At 67.5% G+C, this 18755-nt stretch carries 21 protein-coding genes; 10 read left to right on the plus strand and 11 right to left on the minus strand.

Features of this window, described 5'->3' with window-relative positions:
- Positions 1 to 222: 222 nt before the first annotated feature.
- The 5 genes from ACM1PE_RS12790 to surE all read right to left on the minus strand — a co-directional run bounded on the left by ACM1PE_RS12790 (position 223) and on the right by surE (position 4225).
- The gene (locus ACM1PE_RS12790; protein WP_419343478.1) at positions 223 to 828 is read right to left on the minus strand and encodes a hypothetical protein; all 606 of its coding nucleotides are present in this window, start codon (positions 826 to 828) and stop codon (positions 223 to 225) included.
- 181 nt (positions 829 to 1009) lie between these two features.
- On the minus strand, positions 1010 to 1789 hold the full coding sequence (locus ACM1PE_RS12795) for a 3'-5' exonuclease (protein WP_118932050.1): 780 nt from the start codon (positions 1787 to 1789) through the stop codon (positions 1010 to 1012).
- Complete coding sequence (locus ACM1PE_RS12800) at positions 1786 to 2640, minus strand: peptidoglycan DD-metalloendopeptidase family protein (RefSeq protein ID WP_118932051.1); 855 nt, start codon at positions 2638 to 2640, stop codon at positions 1786 to 1788. Before ACM1PE_RS12800 ends, ACM1PE_RS12795 begins: the two co-directional genes overlap by 4 nt.
- A 17-nt stretch (positions 2641 to 2657) precedes the next feature.
- Positions 2658 to 3482, minus strand: a complete 825-nt coding sequence (locus tag ACM1PE_RS12805) for a protein-L-isoaspartate(D-aspartate) O-methyltransferase (RefSeq protein WP_059380091.1) — start codon at positions 3480 to 3482, stop codon at positions 2658 to 2660.
- On the minus strand, positions 3467 to 4225 hold the full coding sequence (gene surE, locus ACM1PE_RS12810; RefSeq protein WP_059380090.1) for a 5'/3'-nucleotidase SurE: 759 nt from the start codon (positions 4223 to 4225) through the stop codon (positions 3467 to 3469). Before surE ends, ACM1PE_RS12805 begins: the two co-directional genes overlap by 16 nt.
- Positions 4226 to 4415: 190 nt before the next feature.
- Between surE and plsY the strand changes: the two genes are divergently transcribed.
- Complete coding sequence (gene plsY / locus ACM1PE_RS12815; RefSeq protein WP_059380089.1) at positions 4416 to 5057, plus strand: glycerol-3-phosphate 1-O-acyltransferase PlsY; 642 nt, start codon at positions 4416 to 4418, stop codon at positions 5055 to 5057.
- Between the two features lie 51 nt (positions 5058 to 5108).
- Here the strand turns inward: plsY and tsaD are convergent, their stop codons facing one another.
- The gene (gene tsaD / locus ACM1PE_RS12820) at positions 5109 to 6140 is read right to left on the minus strand and encodes a tRNA (adenosine(37)-N6)-threonylcarbamoyltransferase complex transferase subunit TsaD (protein WP_118932052.1); all 1032 of its coding nucleotides are present in this window, start codon (positions 6138 to 6140) and stop codon (positions 5109 to 5111) included.
- Between the two features lie 110 nt (positions 6141 to 6250).
- On the opposite strand from tsaD, the gene ACM1PE_RS12825 reads away from it, so the two are divergent.
- The 3 genes from ACM1PE_RS12825 (at position 6251) to ACM1PE_RS12835 (ending at position 9311) form a co-directional block, all read left to right on the plus strand.
- On the plus strand, positions 6251 to 7543 hold the full coding sequence (locus ACM1PE_RS12825) for an NCS2 family permease (RefSeq protein ID WP_059380087.1): 1293 nt from the start codon (positions 6251 to 6253) through the stop codon (positions 7541 to 7543).
- 209 nt (positions 7544 to 7752) lie between these two features.
- Positions 7753 to 8769, plus strand: a complete 1017-nt coding sequence (locus ACM1PE_RS12830; protein ID WP_054453967.1) for an LLM class flavin-dependent oxidoreductase — start codon at positions 7753 to 7755, stop codon at positions 8767 to 8769.
- Positions 8770 to 8936: 167 nt separating this feature from the next.
- Entirely contained in the window at positions 8937 to 9311 is a 375-nt protein-coding gene (locus ACM1PE_RS12835) for a thioredoxin family protein (protein ID WP_013394055.1), read from the plus strand.
- 30 nt (positions 9312 to 9341) lie between these two features.
- On the opposite strand, the gene ACM1PE_RS12840 is transcribed toward ACM1PE_RS12835, so the two are convergent.
- The 5 genes from ACM1PE_RS12840 to ACM1PE_RS12860 all read right to left on the minus strand — a co-directional run bounded on the left by ACM1PE_RS12840 (position 9342) and on the right by ACM1PE_RS12860 (position 13394).
- Complete coding sequence (locus tag ACM1PE_RS12840; RefSeq protein ID WP_059380102.1) at positions 9342 to 9929, minus strand: IMPACT family protein; 588 nt, start codon at positions 9927 to 9929, stop codon at positions 9342 to 9344.
- 27 nt (positions 9930 to 9956) lie between these two features.
- The gene (locus ACM1PE_RS12845) at positions 9957 to 10763 is read right to left on the minus strand and encodes a transporter substrate-binding domain-containing protein (RefSeq protein ID WP_419343480.1); all 807 of its coding nucleotides are present in this window, start codon (positions 10761 to 10763) and stop codon (positions 9957 to 9959) included.
- An 18-nt stretch (positions 10764 to 10781) separates the two neighbouring features.
- Positions 10782 to 11555 carry an ABC transporter permease gene (locus ACM1PE_RS12850; protein WP_054453964.1) on the minus strand — a complete coding sequence of 258 codons (774 nt, stop codon included), beginning with the start codon at positions 11553 to 11555 and terminating at the stop codon, positions 10782 to 10784.
- On the minus strand, positions 11552 to 12550 hold the full coding sequence (locus tag ACM1PE_RS12855) for an ABC transporter substrate-binding protein (RefSeq protein ID WP_059380084.1): 999 nt from the start codon (positions 12548 to 12550) through the stop codon (positions 11552 to 11554). Before ACM1PE_RS12855 ends, ACM1PE_RS12850 begins: the two co-directional genes overlap by 4 nt.
- Before the next feature lie 73 nt (positions 12551 to 12623).
- Positions 12624 to 13394 carry an ABC transporter ATP-binding protein gene (locus ACM1PE_RS12860; RefSeq protein WP_059380083.1) on the minus strand — a complete coding sequence of 257 codons (771 nt, stop codon included), beginning with the start codon at positions 13392 to 13394 and terminating at the stop codon, positions 12624 to 12626.
- Between the two features lie 275 nt (positions 13395 to 13669).
- On the opposite strand from ACM1PE_RS12860, the gene ACM1PE_RS12865 reads away from it, so the two are divergent.
- The 6 genes from ACM1PE_RS12865 to ACM1PE_RS12890 are packed head-to-tail and all read left to right on the plus strand — an operon-like array spanning position 13670 to position 18749.
- Positions 13670 to 14911 carry a CaiB/BaiF CoA transferase family protein gene (locus ACM1PE_RS12865; protein WP_419343481.1) on the plus strand — a complete coding sequence of 414 codons (1242 nt, stop codon included), beginning with the start codon at positions 13670 to 13672 and terminating at the stop codon, positions 14909 to 14911.
- A gap of 48 nt (positions 14912 to 14959) precedes the next feature.
- Entirely contained in the window at positions 14960 to 15925 is a 966-nt protein-coding gene (locus ACM1PE_RS12870) for a Bug family tripartite tricarboxylate transporter substrate binding protein (protein WP_059380081.1), read from the plus strand.
- A 10-nt stretch (positions 15926 to 15935) separates the two neighbouring features.
- Positions 15936 to 16415 (plus strand): MaoC family dehydratase, encoded by a 480-nt coding sequence (locus ACM1PE_RS12875; RefSeq protein ID WP_059380080.1) that lies wholly within the window; start codon positions 15936 to 15938, stop codon positions 16413 to 16415.
- A complete protein-coding gene (locus ACM1PE_RS12880) occupies positions 16412 to 17194 on the plus strand; it encodes an enoyl-CoA hydratase/isomerase family protein (protein WP_419343482.1) in 783 nt (260 codons plus the stop codon). The genes ACM1PE_RS12875 and ACM1PE_RS12880 overlap by 4 nt, the downstream gene beginning before the upstream one ends.
- A 5-nt stretch (positions 17195 to 17199) precedes the next feature.
- Positions 17200 to 17595, plus strand: coding sequence for a Zn-ribbon domain-containing OB-fold protein (locus ACM1PE_RS12885; RefSeq protein WP_280016292.1), 396 nt, complete (start codon positions 17200 to 17202; stop codon positions 17593 to 17595).
- On the plus strand, positions 17592 to 18749 hold the full coding sequence (locus tag ACM1PE_RS12890; RefSeq protein WP_419343483.1) for a thiolase: 1158 nt from the start codon (positions 17592 to 17594) through the stop codon (positions 18747 to 18749). Before ACM1PE_RS12885 ends, ACM1PE_RS12890 begins: the two co-directional genes overlap by 4 nt.
- Positions 18750 to 18755 lie beyond the last annotated feature (6 nt).

The following is an 18755-nucleotide window of genomic DNA, read 5'->3' on the forward strand; positions in this document are numbered from 1 at the left end:
GCGGCGCATGCGGCGCTGGCGGCACCCGCCCCGCACCAGAACAGTGCGGACGCGAGCGCCGGCGCACGCCCCTATGCGTCAAAACGGGGAACCCGCTGCGGATCGGCTCGCATGGCGGGCCGCCGCTAGCCACCATCCGGGACGCCAAATGAAAAACCCCGGCACGCGGTCGCGTGTCCGGGGTTGCTGGCGTGGGTCGGCCAGGACGGCCGGCCACACGGCTTAGTTGGCGGCAGGCTTGGCCGGTGCGGCGGCGGCAGGCGCTTCAGCCTTGCCCTTGCCGTGGCGTCCTTCCATGCGGGCATGGCGCTCCTGCATGCGATCCTGGCGTTCCTTGACGAACTTGGTCACCTGGCCGCGCTGGGTGTCATTCAGGCTGTCCCAGACCGCAAGCCATTGGTCGCGCACCTGCTTGGCCTGGGGGCCGAAGGCATCACGCGATTTTTCGGACTGCTCGACCAGCGCGCGGGGATCCAGCTTGCCGCTGTCCAGCTGCGCCTTCAGCAGGTCATGACGCTTGTCGCCAGAGGCGCGCATGGCTTCGTGCAGGCTGCGTTGGCCGTCCTGCGCGCTCTTGAACAAGGCCTGCTGCTTGTCGTCCAGCTTCAGCTCGGCGACCTGGGCCTTGGTCACGGGACCCAGGCCGGGAATGAAGAGGCCGTCGCGCATGCCTTTGTGGAAGCCGCCACGCTGGCCATCGTGCATGGCGGCGGGACCGCCGTCAGCGGGAGGAGGAGGCGCAGCCATGACGGAGCCGGCCACCAGGCCGCCCGTCGCGGCGACAAATGCAAGAGCGGCCAAATTGGAGCGGATAGCGAATCGGGACATGTAGGTCTCCTGAAAGTGAAGAAAGCGAGGCCATTGTGCGACTGGCCCGGTTTCATCCAGGTTTCGCTGGCGCAAGCAATGTTTCAGTCGATTGCGCAGGCGCCAGACGCAAGAACGGGGCCGCACGGGCCCCGTTCGATCCTGTCCGCCGGGAGGACGGATCCTCCGGCCAAGACACCGCTCAGTTGGCGTCCCAGGCCGCCATGTATTCCTTCCAGTGCGGCGCATCGCTGGCGCTGAGGGTGTCCCGCACCAAGGCGATTTCCGTTTCGTAGGAAGTGCGGTCGAGCTCGCCGCGCAGGAAGCGGAAACGGCAATACACCAGCCAGGTGTTGACCACGTCGGTTTCGCAATAGGCCCGCACCTCGTCGGCGCGGCCCTGGCTCCAGGCTTCCCACACCTTGCTGCCGTCCATGCCCAGCTTGCCCGGAAAACCGCAAAGCTTGGCGAGTTCGTCCAGCGGCGCGTTGGCGCGGCCGTTGTACTTGGCCAGCAGGTCCATCAGGTCGAGGTGCCGGGAGTGATAGCGCGAGATGTAGTTGTTGAACTTGAAGTCGCGGTCTTCCTCGCCCATGTCCCAGTAACGCGGCGCGGGTACGCCCTGGATCAGGCTACGGTAATGCAGCACCGGCAGGTCGAAGCCGGAACCGTTCCAGCTCACGAGCTTGGGCGTGTAGCGCTCGATGGTCTTGAAGAAACCCGCCAGCAAGGCTGCCTCGGGATCGTCGGGCTGGCCCAGGGTCTTGACGCGAAAGCCCTGGTCGTCGCGGAACACGCAGCCCACCACCGCCACCTTGTGCAGATGCAGCGGCAGGAAATCATGGCCCACGGCCTCGCGGCGCGCGGTCAGGGCGCGTTCGACCACTTCCTGGTCGGGAACGTCAGCCCCCCAGCCGTTGAGCTTGCGCAGCCCCTCGGCGTCGGGGATGGTTTCCAGGTCGAAGACGAGAGTCGGCGTCATCGGGCGGGCAGATACTGCATGGGATCCACCGGCTGGCCTTGGCGGCGGATTTCGAAGTGCAGGCGCGGCGAGGTGGTATCGCTTTGGCCGAGTTCGGCGATCTTGGCGCCGCGCTTGACGTTCTGGCCCGTCTTCACCAGCACCGCGCGGTTGTGCGCGTAGGCGGTGATGAAACCGTTCTGGTGCTCGACGATGATCAGGTTGCCCAGGCCGCGCACACCGTTGCCGCTGTACTTGACCAGCCCGTCCGCGGCGGCGGTGACCGGATCGCCCAGCGCGCCGGCGATGTCGATGCCCTTGCTGCTGTTGTTGAAGCCCTGCACGATCTGGCCGCTGGCAGGCCAGGCCCAATTGATGACGGCCGCGTCGGCCGCGCGCGTGGCGGGCTTGGTTTCGACCGGCGCCGTGGGTGGCGGCGTGGTGGTTTCAGTGGTGGGCGGCGGCAGGGTTTCCGGCTGGTCCAGCGGACGCGGCTGCGGCTTGGTGCCCGCGACCGGCGCGGTCTGCGCCCCGCCGCTGGCGCTGCCGGACATCTTCAGGACCTGGCCGACCGAGATCTGGTTGGGATCGCTGAGGTTGTTCCAACGCTTGACGTTCTCGACATCCACATTGTTGGCGCGGGCGATCTTGTAGAGCGTGTCGCCCGGTTTCACCACATAGGTGCCGCCGGTCTGGGTGGCCGGCGCGGGTTGCCCGCCGGTCATGTCGACCACCGGAGCGCGAGTACCTTTGGAAGCGCAGCCAGCCAGGATGGACAGGCTGAGAGCCCCCGCGATGAAGAGCGGGCGGCGCAGGCGCGTCATGGACGCGCCCAGGGTGATATCGGTCAGTTGCAACTGCCCGTTGAGCATACGTTTCTCCTGTTTGCTCAAGATTGTATTCCGGCCCGTAGCGGCACAAAGCGCACGGCCTCTAATTCAGTGCGTTTCCAGCTGGCCGCGCCTGTGCGTTCGATAAGAACCAGGCGCTGGTTGGCGCCCCCTTCCGGAGCGATCAGGCGGCCACCCGGCGCGAGCTGCGAGAGCAGCGCCTGCGGGATGGCAAGGCCAGCGGCAGCCACAACGATAGCATCGAACGGCGCCACGCCGGGCAGACCCAGCATGCCGTCGCCGTAGATCAAGCGGATCCTGGTGGTGAGCCGCAAGGCGCGCAGATGTTCGCGCGCAAGTTCATACAGTCCGCGGATGCGTTCGATGGAGTGAACCTCGCGCACGAACTGCGCGAGTACCGCCGCCTGGTAGCCGCAACCCGCGCCGACTTCCAGCACGCGGGTGGGCGTGCGGTCGTCGCAGGCGGCGGCGATCATGCGCGCCACCACCCAGGGCTGGGAGATGGTTTGCGAATGGCCGATGGGCAGCGCGGCGTCTTCGTAAGCGCGGCTGGCCAGCGCCTCGTCGACGAACAGATGACGCGGCACCGCGCCCATGGCGTTGAGCACGCGTTCGTCGGTGATGCCCTGCGCGCGCAGGCGCTCGACCATGGCCTGGCGCAGGCGGTCCGAGTTCAGGCCCAGATTGCTGCCCGATGCGGGCGTGGGCGCCTGGGTCTGGCGTTGCAGCGTGGCTGCAGAAATGCGGGTGTTGCTGTTGGCGGGCGTGACGCCGGGACTGAGCCGGCCCGAGTCGTAGCGCACCGGACCGGTACGCCCGGGTACGGGCTGGGTCACGTCCGGCTGGCTTACGCGTTTACGCATAGCGGCTCCGCCCAGGTCCGGATCTCGTCGAGCTGGCTGTGCTGGGTCAGGTCCAGGCGCAGCGGCGTGACCGACACCGTGCCCTGCTCGACGGCATGAAAGTCCGTACCCGGCGTGGCGTCGGCAGCCAGGCCCACGGGTCCGATCCAATAGACCGTATCGCCATATGGCGTGGTGGTGCGCACCACCGGCTGCGAAGGATGGCGCTTGCCCAGGCGCGTGACCGCGAAGCCGTGCATGTCTTCGAAGCGGCGGCTGGGGATATTGACGTTCAGCAGCACCGGCGCGGCCAGCGGCTGGGCCAGGTGGCGCTCGACCACCAGGCGCGCGGCGCGCGCGGCGGAATCGATGTGCGCCCAGCCCTTCTCGGCCAGCGAGAACGCGATGGCCGGGATGCCGAACAGATAGCCTTCGCTGGCGGCCGCCACGGTGCCCGAATACAGGGTGTCGTCGCCCATGTTGGCGCCGTTGTTGATGCCGGACACGACCAGGTCGGGCCGGGTATCCATCAGGCCGGTGAGCGCCACGTGCACGCAGTCGGACGGGGTGCCGTTGACGGCGATGAAGCCGTTGGAGGCGGTGCGCACCGACAGAGGCCGGTTCAGCGTCAGCGAGTTGGACGCGCCGCTATGGTTGGTCTCGGGCGCGACAACGGTGAGATCGCCCAGGCCTTGCAGCGCGTCAACCAGCGCCTCGAGCCCAGGGGCCGAATAACCATCATCGTTCGAAACCAGAATTCGCATTGTGCATCCGAAAGAAAATAAAACGCGGGTGAACGCGTCGGATTGTACCGTCCGCGGCCGGCATCCGTGCGATCGGCTGGCAGACGGGGGCCGCCGCCCCGCTCGATAACCCGTAGCCGGACCCGGCCCCGGGCGCGGTAGAATCCGCAGCCATTACGGCAACAACACAACAACAACGGACCCTCTCTCCATGGCGATAAACGACCCCTCCCTGGTCTTCAGCGCTGCGCTCATCCTGCTGGCCTACCTGATCGGCTCCGTGCCGTTCGCGGTGGTCGTCAGCAAGCTCATGGGCCTGCAAGACCCCCGCAGCTACGGCTCCAAGAACCCGGGCGCCACCAACGTGCTGCGCACCGGGAACAAGACCGCCGCCGCGCTGACGCTGCTGGGCGACGCCGCCAAGGGATGGTTCGCAATCTGGCTGGCCGAAAAGCTGGCTCCCGGGATCTCCCCCGTCGCGCTGGCGCTGGTGGCGCTGGCCGCCTTCCTGGGCCATCTGTACCCGATATTCCTGCGCTTCAAGGGCGGCAAGGGCGTGGCCACCGCGCTGGGCGTGCTGGTGGCGATCCAGCCCTGGCTGGCGGTCGCCACGGCGGCCACCTGGCTCATCGTCGCGGTATTCTTCCGCTATTCGTCCCTGGCTTCGCTGGTGGCGGCCTTCTTCGCCCCTGTCTACTACGTGTTCGGCTCTGGCCTGGCCTGGTATGCGCAGCCGTCCATGGGCGTGGCGCTGGCGGCCATCGGCGTGCTGTTGTTCTACCGCCACCGCGCCAATATCACGCGCCTGGTCCAGGGCACGGAAAGCCGCATCGGCGGCGGCAAGAAGAAATAAGCGCGAAACGAATGCGCTTCGGGGCGGCCGGCAAGGCCGCCCTTTTCATTTTCAGGCGATGTCGGCCAGGTCCCAGCGCGGCTTCACAGTGAAGCTGTGCGCGTCCGGATCCAGGGTCGCCAGGCCCGCCTTGACCCGCTCGGCGGCCGCAAAGGCGATCATGGCGCCGTTGTCGGTGCACAGTTCCAGGGGCGGGAAATAGGCGCGCGCCTTGAGCGGCTTGAGCGCCGCGTCCAGCTTGGCGCGCAGCAGCTGGTTGGCGCCCACGCCCCCGGCCACCACCAGGCGCTTCAGGCCAGTCTGCTTCAGCGCCTTGATGGCCTTGGCCGCCAGCACTTCCACGATCGCCGCCTGCGTGGCCGCGGCCAGGTCGGCGCGGGTCTGTTCGTCCAGACCGCCCGCGGCCTCGGCGGCCTTGACGCGGGTCAGCACCGCCGTCTTCAGGCCACTGAAACTGAAATCCAGGTCGCCGCTGTGCAGCATGGGCCGCGGCAGATCGAAACGCGCGGCATCGCCGCTGGCGGCCAGCCGGGACAGCGCCGGCCCGCCCGGATAGCCCAGGCCCATCAGCTTGGCGGACTTGTCGAAGGCCTCGCCCGCGGCGTCGTCCAGCGTTTCGCCCAGCAATTCATAGCGTCCCACCCCGTCCACGCGCATCAGCTGCGTGTGTCCGCCGGACACCAGCAAGGCCACGAAGGGAAATTCCGGTCGCGGATCCGCCAGCATCGGCGACAGCAGATGGCCTTCCAGGTGATGGATGCCGATGGCGGGCAGATGGCGCGACCAGGCGAATGACTGCGCGACGCTGGCGCCCACCAGCAAGGCGCCGGCCAGGCCGGGGCCGGCCGTATAGGCCACGGCGCCGACATCCGACATTTGCAGGCCCGCGTCCTCGAGGACCTGGCGGGTCAGCGGCACGACGCGGCGGATATGGTCGCGCGAGGCGAGTTCCGGCACCACGCCCCCGTATTCCTGGTGCATGGCGATCTGGGTATGCAGCGCGTGCGCGAGCAGGCCCCGTTCCGTACAGACGGCTGCGACGCCGGTTTCGTCGCAGGAGCTTTCAAAGCCGAGAATAATCATGGCGGCAGAGTTTACAACTGATGCGAAAATACGCCCTTTCATGAAAAACCGGCGGGCAACCCGGCCCGCCCACAACAACCCGCAATCCTGCAAACACATTGGGGACTCGAATGCTCGAGAAGCTATTCAAGCTGCGTGAACACGGCACGACAGCGCGTACGGAACTGGTCGCCGGCCTGACGACCTTCCTGACGATGTCGTACATCATCTTCGTCAATCCGGACATCCTGTCGTCGACGGGCATGGACCGCGATGCCGTGTTCGTCGCCACCTGCCTGGCCGCCGCGCTGGGCTCGCTGGTGATGGCGCTGATCGCCAACTGGCCGATCGGCATGGCGCCGGGCATGGGCCTGAACGCCTTCTTCGCATTCACCGTGGTCAAGACCATGGGCTACACCTGGGAGCAGGCGCTGGGCGCCGTGTTCATCTCGGGCGTGATCTTCCTGTTCCTGACGTTCTCGGGCATCCGGGTCTGGCTGGTCAAGGGCATTCCGCATTCGCTGCGCAGCGCCATCGCCGCCGGCATCGGGCTGTTCCTTGCCATTATCGCGCTATCCAGCGCCAACATCGTGGTCGCGCATCCCGCCACCAAGGTCACGCTGGGCGACCTGACCCAGCCGGGCCCGCTGTTCGCCATCCTGGGCTTTTTCATCATCGCCGCGCTGGATGCGCTGCGCGTGCGCGGCGCGATCCTGATCGGCATCCTGGTGGTCACGGTGCTGTCGATGGCGCTGGGCTACAACGAATTCAAGGGCATCTTCGCCGCCCCGCCCAGCCTGGCGCCCACGCTGATGAAGCTGGACATCCTGGGCGCGCTGCACAGCGGCTTCGTGCACGTGATCCTGGTGTTCGTGCTGGTCGAAGTGTTCGACGCCACCGGCACGCTGGTGGGCGTGGCCAAGCGCGCGGGCCTGATGCCCGAGAACCGCCCCAACCGCCTGGGCCGCGCGCTCTTTGCCGACAGCAGCGCCATCGTGGCCGGTTCGATGCTGGGCACCAGCAGCACCACCGCCTACGTGGAAAGCGCCTCGGGCGTGCAGGCCGGCGGCCGTACCGGCATGACCGCCCTGGTCGTCGCGGTGCTGTTCCTGGCTGCGCTGTTCATTTCGCCGCTGGCCGGCGCCGTGCCGGCCTACGCCACCGCGCCCGCCCTGCTCTACGTGGCCGGCCTGATGATGCGCGAACTGATCGACATCGACTGGAACGACGTCTGCGAAGCCACGCCGGCAGCGCTGACCGCGCTGGTCATGCCGTTCACGTACTCGATCGCCAACGGCATCGCCTTCGGCTTCATCAGCTACGTGGTGCTGAAGACGGCCACCGGCAAGATCCGCGACGTGCATCCCGCGACCTGGCTGGTCGCCGCGCTGTTCGTGATCCGCTACGCCTTCTTCCCAGGCTAGGCCAGGCCGCCAAAGCCGCCCTACAGAGCGGGCCAATCGCAGGAATAGCGGAAATCAATCAACCCGCCGCACCATAAGGTTGCTGGCGGGTCCGCTTGATTTCACCGATACACTCCCCATGTATAACGGCATATGGAGTCCGCCTTGCGCCTTACCCGCTTTGTTTCCGCCCCGCTGTCCTGTTCCACCGTGTACACGGAGGTTTCCGCATGAGCAGCCTGGCACGCATCCCTTTTTCCGTACTGGACCTGGCCCCGATTGTGCAGGGCCGCGACGCGGCTGACGCCTTCCGCAACACGGTTGCGGTCGCGCAGCACGTGGAACGCCTGGGCTACAAACGCTTCTGGCTGGCGGAACACCACAACATCAACGGCGTGGCCAGCAGCGCCACGGCGGTGCTGATCGGCCACGTGGCCTCGCACACCAGCACCCTGCGCGTGGGCTCGGGCGGCGTCATGCTGCCCAACCATGCTCCGCTGATCATCGCCGAGCAGTTCGGCACGCTGGAAACGCTTTACCCTGGCCGCATCGACCTGGGTCTGGGCCGCGCACCCGGCAGCGACGGCGCCACGCAGCACGCCTTGCGCCGCGGTCCGCGCAGCGGCTTGGAATTCCCTGCGCTGGTCGAAGAATTGCGCGGCTTCCTGGCGCCTTCGCGCCCCGGGCAACCGGTGCGCGCGATTCCCGGCGAAGGCCTGGACATTCCGATCTGGCTGCTGGGTTCCAGCGATTTCAGCGCGCGGCTCGCCGCGGAGCTGGGGCTGCCCTTCTCCTTCGCGGGGCATTTCTCGCCTGAAGGCATGGCCGCCATGCGCCTGTACCGCCATTTGTTCAAGCCGTCGGCAACGCTGGCGCGGCCCTACGCCATGATAGGCGTGCCGGTCGTGGCCGCCGAAACCGATGAGGCCGCCAGGCGCCAGGCCACCACCCAGCAGCTGAAATTCCTGTCGCTGGTGCGCGGCAACCGCCTGCAGCTGCAGCCGCCCGTCGACAGCATGGACGGCCTGTGGAACGAATGGGAGCGCGAGGCGGTCCATCAAAGACTGGGCGCCGCGATCGTGGGCGGCCCGGATACCGTCCGGCGCGAACTGGAAGCGCTGGTCGCCGAGACCGAGGCCGACGAAGTCATGATCGTCTCGGATTTCTACGATATCGCCGACCGCCTGCGCTCCTTCGAGATCGTCGCGTCGTTGAAAAACGGCGCCCCGGCAAGCACCGCGGCCTGAGGGCCGCAGCCCGCGCCCCTGGCGCCAACCATTGCGACGCGGCCATTACCCGCTCTACTATCGTTCTAAAGCACCGAACGCCGCCGCAACGCCCCATCGGGTCCGGGACGGGCATACCCCGGGCCTCTGAGACCGCTTTTTACGCCGCTCGCCGGCAAGGATTCAAAATGAGTATTGTTGAACTCACCAAAGACAGCTTCCAGGAAGCCATCACCCCCGACGGTACGCTGATCGTCGATTTCTGGGCGCCGTGGTGCGGCCCCTGCCGCGGTTTCGCGCCGGTCTTCGAGCAGGCCGCCACCGAGCATCCCGACGTCACCTTCGCCAAGGTCAATACCGACGTGGAACAGGAACTGGCCGGCGCACTGGGCATCCGCTCGATCCCGACCCTGATGGTCTTCCGCGAGAAGGTCCTGCTGTTCTCGCAACCGGGCGCCCTGTCGGGCGGCCAGCTCAATGAGCTGCTCGCCAAGATCAAGGAAGTGGACATGGAAAAGGTCCATCAGGAAATCGCGGCTGCCCAGAACGGACAGGACGCCTGAAAACTCTACGCTGGCCCGTGCCCCCTGGGATCAGGACTCGACTTCCCAGGCCGCACGGCCGCGCGTGATGTTGGCGGCGGTCACTTCCAGGTCCGCCACCGCTGCGCGCGGCACGGTGAACCGTAGCGCAACCCCTTCTTCGTTGAAATCTTCTTGCAGGATGGCCGCGCCGGCCTGAGCCAGGCGCGACTTCAGCAACGCCAGTTCGCCAAAGCCGCAAGCGCAGGCGACGGTTGCAAGATCCACGATCTCGGTCCGGTCCCCAAGCCGCAGGCAGTTGGCCGCGCAGCCCCCGTAGGCGCGCACCAGTCCGCCTGCGCCGAGCTTGATGCCCCCGTACCAGCGCACTACCAGCACCGCCACGCGATCCATGTCCTGGCCTTCAATGGCTTGCAGGATGGGACGGCCAGCCGTGCCTCCCGGTTCGCCGTCGTCATTGAAGCGGTATTCCTGGCCGATGCGGTAGGCCCAGCAGTTGTGGGTCGCTTCCGCGTCGCTGTGCTGGGCAAAGAAGCGCATGGCTTCGTCCACGCCGGACACAGGCGCCGCATACGCGACGAAGCGGCTTTTCTTGATGTCTTCCTGGTAGGTGCAAGGGGCGGTCAGCGTGTGCGTCATGACCGGCATTGTATGTGCCGGCAGCCCCTAGCCGTGGCAGTCAGGGACTTCCTGATCGAGGTACACGTCGAAGGCCACATCGCGCGCCCACTTCGCGGTCATGGCCTTCCAGGCGCCCGCGTGATCCCAGGCGCGCATTTCCTGGCTCAGCCAGTTGCGGCCGGCGGAGTCGGCGGCCGGCAGCAGCCACACGCGTTCGCGCCGGGCGCCATCGGCCGCCAGCGTCGAGGAAAATTTCTTCCATTCCGGAAAGCGCACCAGCGGCTCCCAGACCGCGTCGTCGACCAGGCCAATGTCGCAGCTGCCTTCGCGCACGGCGACCAGCGCATCGGACGGCACGCGGTAGGTGCGCACCACGGCGCCCCAGCTTTCGGCCAAGGCGCGGGAAGCGGTTGCGGCCTCGGCCATGCAGACGCTGCGGCCGCGCACGTCGGCGGGCCGGCGCAGGCTGGTATCGCTGCGGATCACGGCCTTGGGACGCGCGGCATAGCCCGTGGCTTGCGTCGCGACGGTGTCCGGTTGGGCCGACTCGCCGTCGGCCAGGACCAGATCGACCTGTCCCGCCGCCAGCGCGGCAGCGGCCTGCTCCTGCGGCAATTGCACCAGGCGCACCGGCAGTCCGAGGCTCTGCCCCACTCTGTCCGTCATTGCCGCGTCCAGGCCGTCCGGCGTGCGGATCTTGGCGCCGGCCGCAGGCGGCGGCGCCAGGTAAGGCACGCCCACCACCAGCTCGCCGCGCGCCCGAGCCGCCGCGAAGGCGTCGGACTGCGCCTGTGCGAAACCCGATGCAACCAGGCAAGCGCCGAGGACCAACAGACGGATGCGGCCGATCATGCGGAACTCCTGTCGCCCTTAAACGTACTGATAGCGCAGCAGGCGGTGCTTGAGGTTTTCAAGCACGAACTGATCGATCAGCGCGGCCAGCACGGCAATGACCAGGATGTTGGTCATGACGCCGGTCATGTCGGCGATTTCGCCAGAATAGGCCAGCGAACGGCCCAGCCCCTTGCCGAAGCCGATCAGCATTTCCGCCGAGATCAGCGCGCGCCAGGCATTGCCGAAGGCGAGCTGCGCACCGGTGATGAGCTCGGGCATGACGGCCGGCAGGTAGACCCGCTTGACCAGGCCCCAGCGCGTGGCGCCCATCACGCGCGCCGCCGACACGTGCACGCGCTGCACGGATTCGGTGGCGTTCATGACGCTGAGCGCGGCCGGGAAGAAGGCCGACAGGGCCACCACCACGATGATCGGCGTATTGCCGAAGCCCATCACGATCAGGAACAGCGGCACCCAGGCGATCGACGGAATCGACTGCAGGATGACGATGGCGCTGCGCAGCACTTCGCGAAAGAAGAACAGCACCGCCGCCACCAGGCCGAAGCCGATGCCGGCCGCCAGCGCCAGGCCGTAGCCCGCGCCCAGCCGTCCCAGCGTGCCCAAGAGGCTCTGGTGGAAGGACTGCTTGCCCAGGTCTTCGACCAAGCGCTCGACCACGGCGGGCACGCCCGGCATCAGGAAGTCCGGCAGCGCGAACGCCGCCAGTTGCCACAAGGCCAGGATGAACAACACGCCCAGAACACCCGCGAAGTGTTTGCGGGCGCCGGTGACTCGGGTAGATGCGCTCAAAGCTTGCGAGCCTCTTGCCAGGACAGGTCGACGATGCTGGAGACGTCATACGGCTTGCCGTCGCGCGTCTTCAGCGAACCCTGGGCCTGCAGGATGTCGGCGATTTCCTGCATGCGGCGGGTGTCCTTGTCGGTCAGCTTGGGCGTGAAGACCTGCGTGCCGATGGCCTCGGCGATGACGGTTTCGCGCGGCAGCTCGCCACGGGTCAAGGTCTTCAAGGTGGGCTCGGCGATGAAGTACGACGCGATCAGCTTGGAAGCCTGCGCGGGTTCCTTCTGCAGCAGCTGGATGGCCTGGTTCTGCGCATCCAGCGCCTTCCAGACGTCGTCCTTGCGCTTGGCCAGCGTTTCGCCGGAGGTGATCACCACCATGCACGGGAACGGCCAGGCCTGACCGACTTCATAGATCTGCTTGACCGGCGCCACCAGCTGCGCAATGCGGTCGTAGGGTTCGAACAGGAAGGCCGCGTCCACGCGCTTGCCCACCAGCGACTGGACCGCCACGGCCGGGCTTACGCCCATGACGTTGACGTCGTCCGCGCCCAGGTTGCCCTGCTTGAGCACCACTCCCTTCAGGACCACGTCGGCGGTGCTGCCTTCGGCCTGGGAAGCCAGGGTCTTGCCCTTCAGCCCCGCGATGTCCTTGATGCCGGAGTCTTCACGCACGATCAGCGAGTGGTAGCCCTGCTGCGCACCGCCCACCACCTTCAGGTCCGCGCCCTTGGAAGCCCAGGCCACCGCGTTGGTGAAGCCCAGCACGCCAATGTCCAGCTGGCCGCCGACAATCGCCTTGATCAGGTCGGTGCCCGACTTGAACTCGATCAGTTCGGAATCCAGGCCGGCCTTTTTGTAATAGCCGCCCTCTTGCGCGACGATGGCTTGCGCATCGTCCATCACGCGCAGATAGCCCACGCGGAATTTCTCGGCCGCCATCGCGGGGGCCGCCGCCAGCAGCGCCGCGGCCAGCGGCAGGGACAGCCATTGCTTCAGTTTCATGGGAAGTGCTCCAAGGTATGCAGAGCCGGCCGGCGCGCACGCGCCGCCAGCAAGAATCCAGAGATCCGGGGGGTCAGGCCGCCAGGGCCAGGTCGGCGTGTTCGCCGGAACCGTCCACCGCGATGCCGAGCAGGCGCAGGATCTCGCGCTTCTCGGCCGCCAGGCCGGACAGGTCATGGGTCTTTTCGCGGTGCGCGAGATTGAACTCGCGCAGCACGCGGGCCGGGCGCGGGCTGAAGACGATGATGCGGTCGGCCAGGAACAAGGCCTCGTCCACGTCGTGGGTCACCAGCAGCACGGTGGGCTTTTCCTGGGCGATGAGCTGGCGCAGCACATCCTGCAGGCTCAGGCGGGTCAGCGCGTCCAGCGCGCCGAAGGGCTCGTCCATCAGCATGGTCTGCGGCTGCGCGATGAAGGCACGCGCCAGGGCGGCGCGTTGGCGCATGCCGCCGGACACCTGATGGGGGTAATAGTGTTCGAAGCCGGCCAGGCTGACGCGCGCCAGCCACTGGCGCGCGGCTTCGCGGGCGCGGGATTTGGGCGTGTTCTGGAATTCCAGCGCCAGCGCCACGTTGTCCTCCAGCGTCAGCCAGGGGTACAGCGCGTGCTCCTGGAACACCAGGGTACGGCTGGGATGGGGGCCGGCGACCGCCTTGCCGTCGGCCAGGACGCTGCCTTCGGTGGGCTTTTCCAGGCCGGCCGCCAGATGCAGCAAGGTCGACTTGCCGCAGCCCGACGGGCCTACCAGGGCGACCAGTTCACCGGTCTTGATTTCGCTGGTAAAGCCGTCCACCACCGGCAGTTCGCCGAAGTGCTTGTGGACATGGTCGAAGGTCAGATTCATGGAACGTATCGTGGCAGGCCAAAAACGAGCCTCCAATCTAACAATTCGTTATATGAATCCAAACTATCAATATTGAATGTCTTAACTTCTTTTCGTAATAAAGAACCCATCCACGGCATTCTGCCGCGACTGGCTACAAGCGCTAAACGGCCGCCCTGATTCCGCCGACGATACTCAATTCGAATCGATAACGCGAAAAACGATATTGGACCCACGCCCCTCCGGTCATTAAGGTGGATCCCGGACATAACGGGGCCCACCCCGATCGGAGCGACATGGAGCGAGACAACACCGCCGCCGCGCAACCGCGCGGCGCGCTATCCCATCTGAAGATCCTGGACCTGACGCGCGTGCTGGCCGGCCCATGGGCGACGCAGACGCTGGCCGACATGGGCGCGGACGTCATCAAGGTGGAGCGTCCCGCGCACGGCGACGACACGCGCGGCTGGGGGCCTCCATTCCTGACCGGCGCCGACGGCGCGGAGACCCGGGACTCGTCCTACTTCCTGAGCGCCAATCGCGGCAAGCGGTCCATTACCGTGGACATCGCCACGGCCGAAGGCCAGGCGCTCATCGCGGAACTGGCGAAGGACTCCGACGTGCTGGTCGAGAACTACAAGGTCGGCACGCTGGCGCGCTATGGACTGGACTACGACAGCCTGCGCGCCATCAATCCGCGCCTGATCTATTGCTCGATCACCGGCTTCGGCCAGGACGGACCCTACGCGCCGCTGCCGGGTTACGACTTCGTGTTCCAGGGCATGGGTGGGTTGATGAGCATCACCGGCGACCCCGCCGGCGAGCCGATGAAATCCGGCATCGCCATCACGGATCTGCTGACCGGCGTCTACGCCAGCACGGCGATTCTTGCCGCGGTCGAGCACCGCCACGTCAGCGGCGTCGGGCAGTACATCGACATGTCGCTGCTGGACTGCGTGATCACGATCTCGTCCTACCAGGCCATCAATTATTTCCTGTCCGGGCGGGTGCCCCAGCGCATGGGCAATGCCCATTCCAACATGGTTCCGTACCAGGTGTTCGCCTGCAAGGAAGGCTCGGTCATCGTCGCGGTCGGCAACGACGGCCAGTACCGCGCTCTCTGCGGCGCCATCGGCCGCGCCGACCTGGCCGCCGACGAACGCTACGCCACGGCCGGCGGGCGCAACCGGAACCGCGACACGCTGATACCCCCGATCGCCGAGGCGATGCTGGCGCGCACCATGCAGGAATGGGTGCAGATACTGCAGGCGGCGAACGTGCCCTGCGGGCCCATCTACAACATCGAACAGGTATTCCAGGATCCGCACGTGCGCCATCGCGGCATGCGGCTCTCGCTGCCCCATGCCGCCGGCGTGGACACCCCGGCCGTGGCCAATCCCATCCGCATGCGCGACACGCCCATCCGCTACGGCCGCGCCGCCCCCACCCTGGGCCAGCACACCGACGACGTGCTAAGCGAACGGCTAGGCCTGGACCAGACCCGCATCGCGGAGCTGAAAGGCCGCGGAATCATCTGACCCAGCCGCCGGGCAGGCGGCCACGACAACAACCCAGGAGACACCACCATGCGCATCACCACCGCCGCAGTCTGCGGCGCCTTGACCCTGGCTGCCCTTGTGGCCGCCCCCGCATCGGCCCAGGATGCGCCCGTCCGCTTCATCGTGCCTTACCCGCCGGGCGGCGCCGCCGACCAGATCGCGCGCCTGGTGGCGCAGGAAATGAGCAAGGGCGGCGGCGCGACCATCATCGTGGAGAACAAGCCCGGCGCGGCCGGCATGATCGCCGCCGATTACGTCGCCCGCGCCAAGCCCGACGGCAAGACCTTCTTCGTCGGCTCCAACGCCCCGCTGGTGGTGAACCAGGCGCTCTACGCGAAGATGACCTACGACCCGGCCAAGGACTTCGTCCCGGTCTCGGGCATGGCCAAATCACCGCTCTTGCTGGTGGTCCGTCATGACCTGCCGGCGCGCGACGTCAAGGCCTTGATAGCCCTGGGCAAGCAATCCCCCGGCAAGCTGACCATGGGCTCCGCCGGCACCGGCAATATCACCTATCTTGCCGGCGAATACGCCGTCAGCAAGTTGGGCTTCCAGGTCACGCACGTGCCGTACCAGGGCAGCGCGCCCGCCATCGTCGGCCTGATGGGCAGCAGCACCGACATGATGTTCGACGCCCTGCCCTCCAGCATGACGCAGGCGCAGGCTGGCAAGATCCGCCCCTTCGCCGTGCTCGACGACAAGCGCTTCGCCGGCCTGCCCGACGTGCCTACCGCCGGCGAACTGGGCTATCCCGGCATCGATGCCAGCGCCTGGTTCGGCCTGGTTGCGCCCGCCGGCACGCAGGCCGCCGTGGTCGACCAGATGAACCGCGGCGTCAACCAGGCGCTCGCGCAGCCGGAACTGCAGCGCAAGCTCACCAGTATTGGAGCCGTGGCCATGCCGGGCAACGCCCAGGTGTTCGCCGCCTTCGTCCAGGCCGAGCGCGACCGCTGGCTGCCGGTCGCCCGCGACCTGGGCCTGAAGGCCCAGTAAAGAGGCCGCCATGATCACCTTGGACTCCATCGAGGCGCTGCGCGCCTTCTCCGGACAGCCTCCCGCGCTGACTCCCTGGCAGACGGTCGACCAGGACACCATCAACCGCTTCGGCCTGGCCACCGGCGACACGCAGTGGATCCATATGGACCCGCAGCGCGCGCAGGCCGAATCGCCCTACGGCGCGGCCATCGCCCACGGCTTGCTGACGCTCTCGCTGCTGCCCAGCCTGTATGCGTCGGCGATGCGCTTTCCGAACCGCAGGCTGGCGGTGAACTACGGTTTTGACCGCGTGCGCTTCACCCAGGCGGTCAAGGCCGGCGCTCGCGTGCGCGGCGCGTTTGCGCTGACTTCCGTCGACGAACTGCCGGACGGCCAGGCCCGGCTGGCGTGGGACGTGCGCATCGATATCGACGGCGAGCAAAGGCCCGCGCTGGTCGCGCGCTGGCTCACGCAGATCGCCTATCACACAGGCAAGGAGCAGGCATGACACTGAAGATCACCCGCCACGGCGCCACCGCCGTGCTGGCCATGGACCGCCCCGACCAGCGCAACGCGCTCAGCCTGGAAATGCGCGAGGCGTTCGCGCGCGCCCTCCCGGAACTGCGCGAGGATGACGGCATCAAGGCCGTCATCCTGACGGGATCGGGCGGGCATTTCTGCGCCGGCGGCGACATCAAGTCCATCGCGCAGGCGCACGCCCAGAGCCTGGACGCCTTCGAGGGGCGCGCGCGCATCCGCAAGATCCACCAGTGGTACGACGCGTTGGTGGACCTGGAAAAACCCGTCATCAGCGCGGTGGAGGGCGTGGCTTTCGGCGCCGGCTTGTCACTGGCGCTGTGCGCGGACTACGCCATCGCGCGGCGCGGCGCCACTTTCTGCGCGGTGTTCGCCCGCCTCGGCTATGTGCCCGACATGCTGGGCATGTATCTGTTGCCGCGCGCCGTCGGCCTGGCGCGCGCCAAGGAGCTGGTGTTCACGGCCCGGGTCTGCGACGCCGAGGAAGCGCTGGAACTGGGACTGGTGCAAGCGCTTTGCGACGGCGATCCGCTGGAACAGGCGCTGGCCATGGCCGAACGCTTTCACAACGCTCCGACGCAGGCGCTGGGCCTGGCCAAGACCATCATGAACCGGACCTTCGAGTCCAGCCGCGAAGACATCTACACGCAGGAAGCCATGGCCCAGGCCATCTGCCGCGACAGCGCCTTCCACCGCGAAGCCGCCCGGCGTTTCGTGGAAAAACTGCCCCCCGCCTACAAATGGGACTGAACGACATGCCCACGCCAACCCAAACCGCCGAACCGGGCCCGCAGGCCCGCTACGAGGCCTATCTGAATGAAGGCCGTTTCATGCTGCAGCGCGACCGCGCCAGCGGCGAATTTTTCTTCTATCCGCGCGTGGCCGCGCCGCGCAGCGGCTCGCGCGATCTGGAATGGGCCGCCCCGAGCGGCCTGGGGCGCATCTACGCCGCCACCGTCATCCATCCCCGGCCGCCCGAAGCGCCCTACGGCGTGGTGCTGGTAGACCTGGACGAAGGGCCGCGGCTGATGTCACGGGTGGACGGCATTCCGGCGCAGGAGGTGCGCGTCGGCGCCCGGGTGCGCGCCCGCGTCGTCCAGGAGGCCGGATGCGGCGTGCTGGTGTTCGAACCCGTGGCGGAGCAAGCATGACCCAAGATCGTTTCCCGCGCGGCAAGTCCGCCATCGTCGCCGCCGCCACCTATGGCATCGGCCAGACCCCGGGCATGAGTTCGATGGACCTGGCGGTCCAGGCCAGTCTTGCGGCACTGGACCAGGCGGGGCTGCGCCCGGACCAGGTCGATGGCCTCTTCATCGGCCTGCCCGATGACTTCATGTCCGGCCTGGGCTTTGCCGAGTACCTGGGCATCTCGCCGCGCCTGACCGAGAACAACCGCACCGGCGGATCGTCTTTCCTGACGCACGCCATGTGGGCCGCGCTGGCCCTGGAAGCGGGGCAATGCGACGTGGCGCTGATCGCCTACGGCAGCAATCAGCGCAGCGGCGCGGGCAAGCTGGTGAGCTCCATGCGCCCTGCCCCCAACGAAGCGCCCTACCGGCTGGCGCGTCCGGTGGGCGCGTATGCGCTGGCGGCTTCGCGCTACGGCCACCAATACGGCCTGAAGCGCGAACAGCTGGGCGCGGTGGCCATCGCCGCCCGCCAATGGGCCATGCTCAATCCCGAAGCCTACATGCGCGAACCCCTGGACATGGCGCAGTACCTGTCGGCCCGCATGGTGGCCGAACCCTTGAGCGTGCGCGACTGCTGCCTGGTCACCGACGGCGCCGCCGCCGTGGTGATGACCCGCGCCGACCGGGCCCGCGACCACTGCGCCCGGCCCGCCTACCTGCTGGGCGCGGCCGCGGCCACCGACCACCGCGAGATCACCAACATGCCCGACCTAACGGTGACGGCCGCCACGCGCAGCGGCGCGCGCGCCTTCGCCCAGGCCGGCGTGCGCCCGCAGGACATCGATGTACTGGAGCTGTACGACGCCTTCACCATCAACCCCATCCTGTTCCTCGAGGACCTGGGCTTCTGCGCCAAGGGCGAAGGCGCGGCCTTCGTCGAAGGCGGCCGCATCGCGCCGGGCGGCGAGCTGCCCGTCAATACCAACGGCGGCGGCCTGTCCTGCGTGCATCCCGGCATGTACGGCCTGTTCACCATGGTCGAAGCCTACGTGCAGCTGGCCGGCCTGGGCGGCGCGCGCCAGGTGCCGGGAGCCAGCCTGGCGCTGGCGCACGGCAACGGCGGCGAACTCTCCAGCCAGGCCACGCTGATCCTGGGCACGGCCGAAACGCTTTGAACTCCA

The sequence above is a fragment of the Achromobacter sp. PD1 genome (assembly GCF_048541815.1).
Classification (GTDB): domain Bacteria; phylum Pseudomonadota; class Gammaproteobacteria; order Burkholderiales; family Burkholderiaceae_B; genus Achromobacter; species Achromobacter bronchisepticus_A.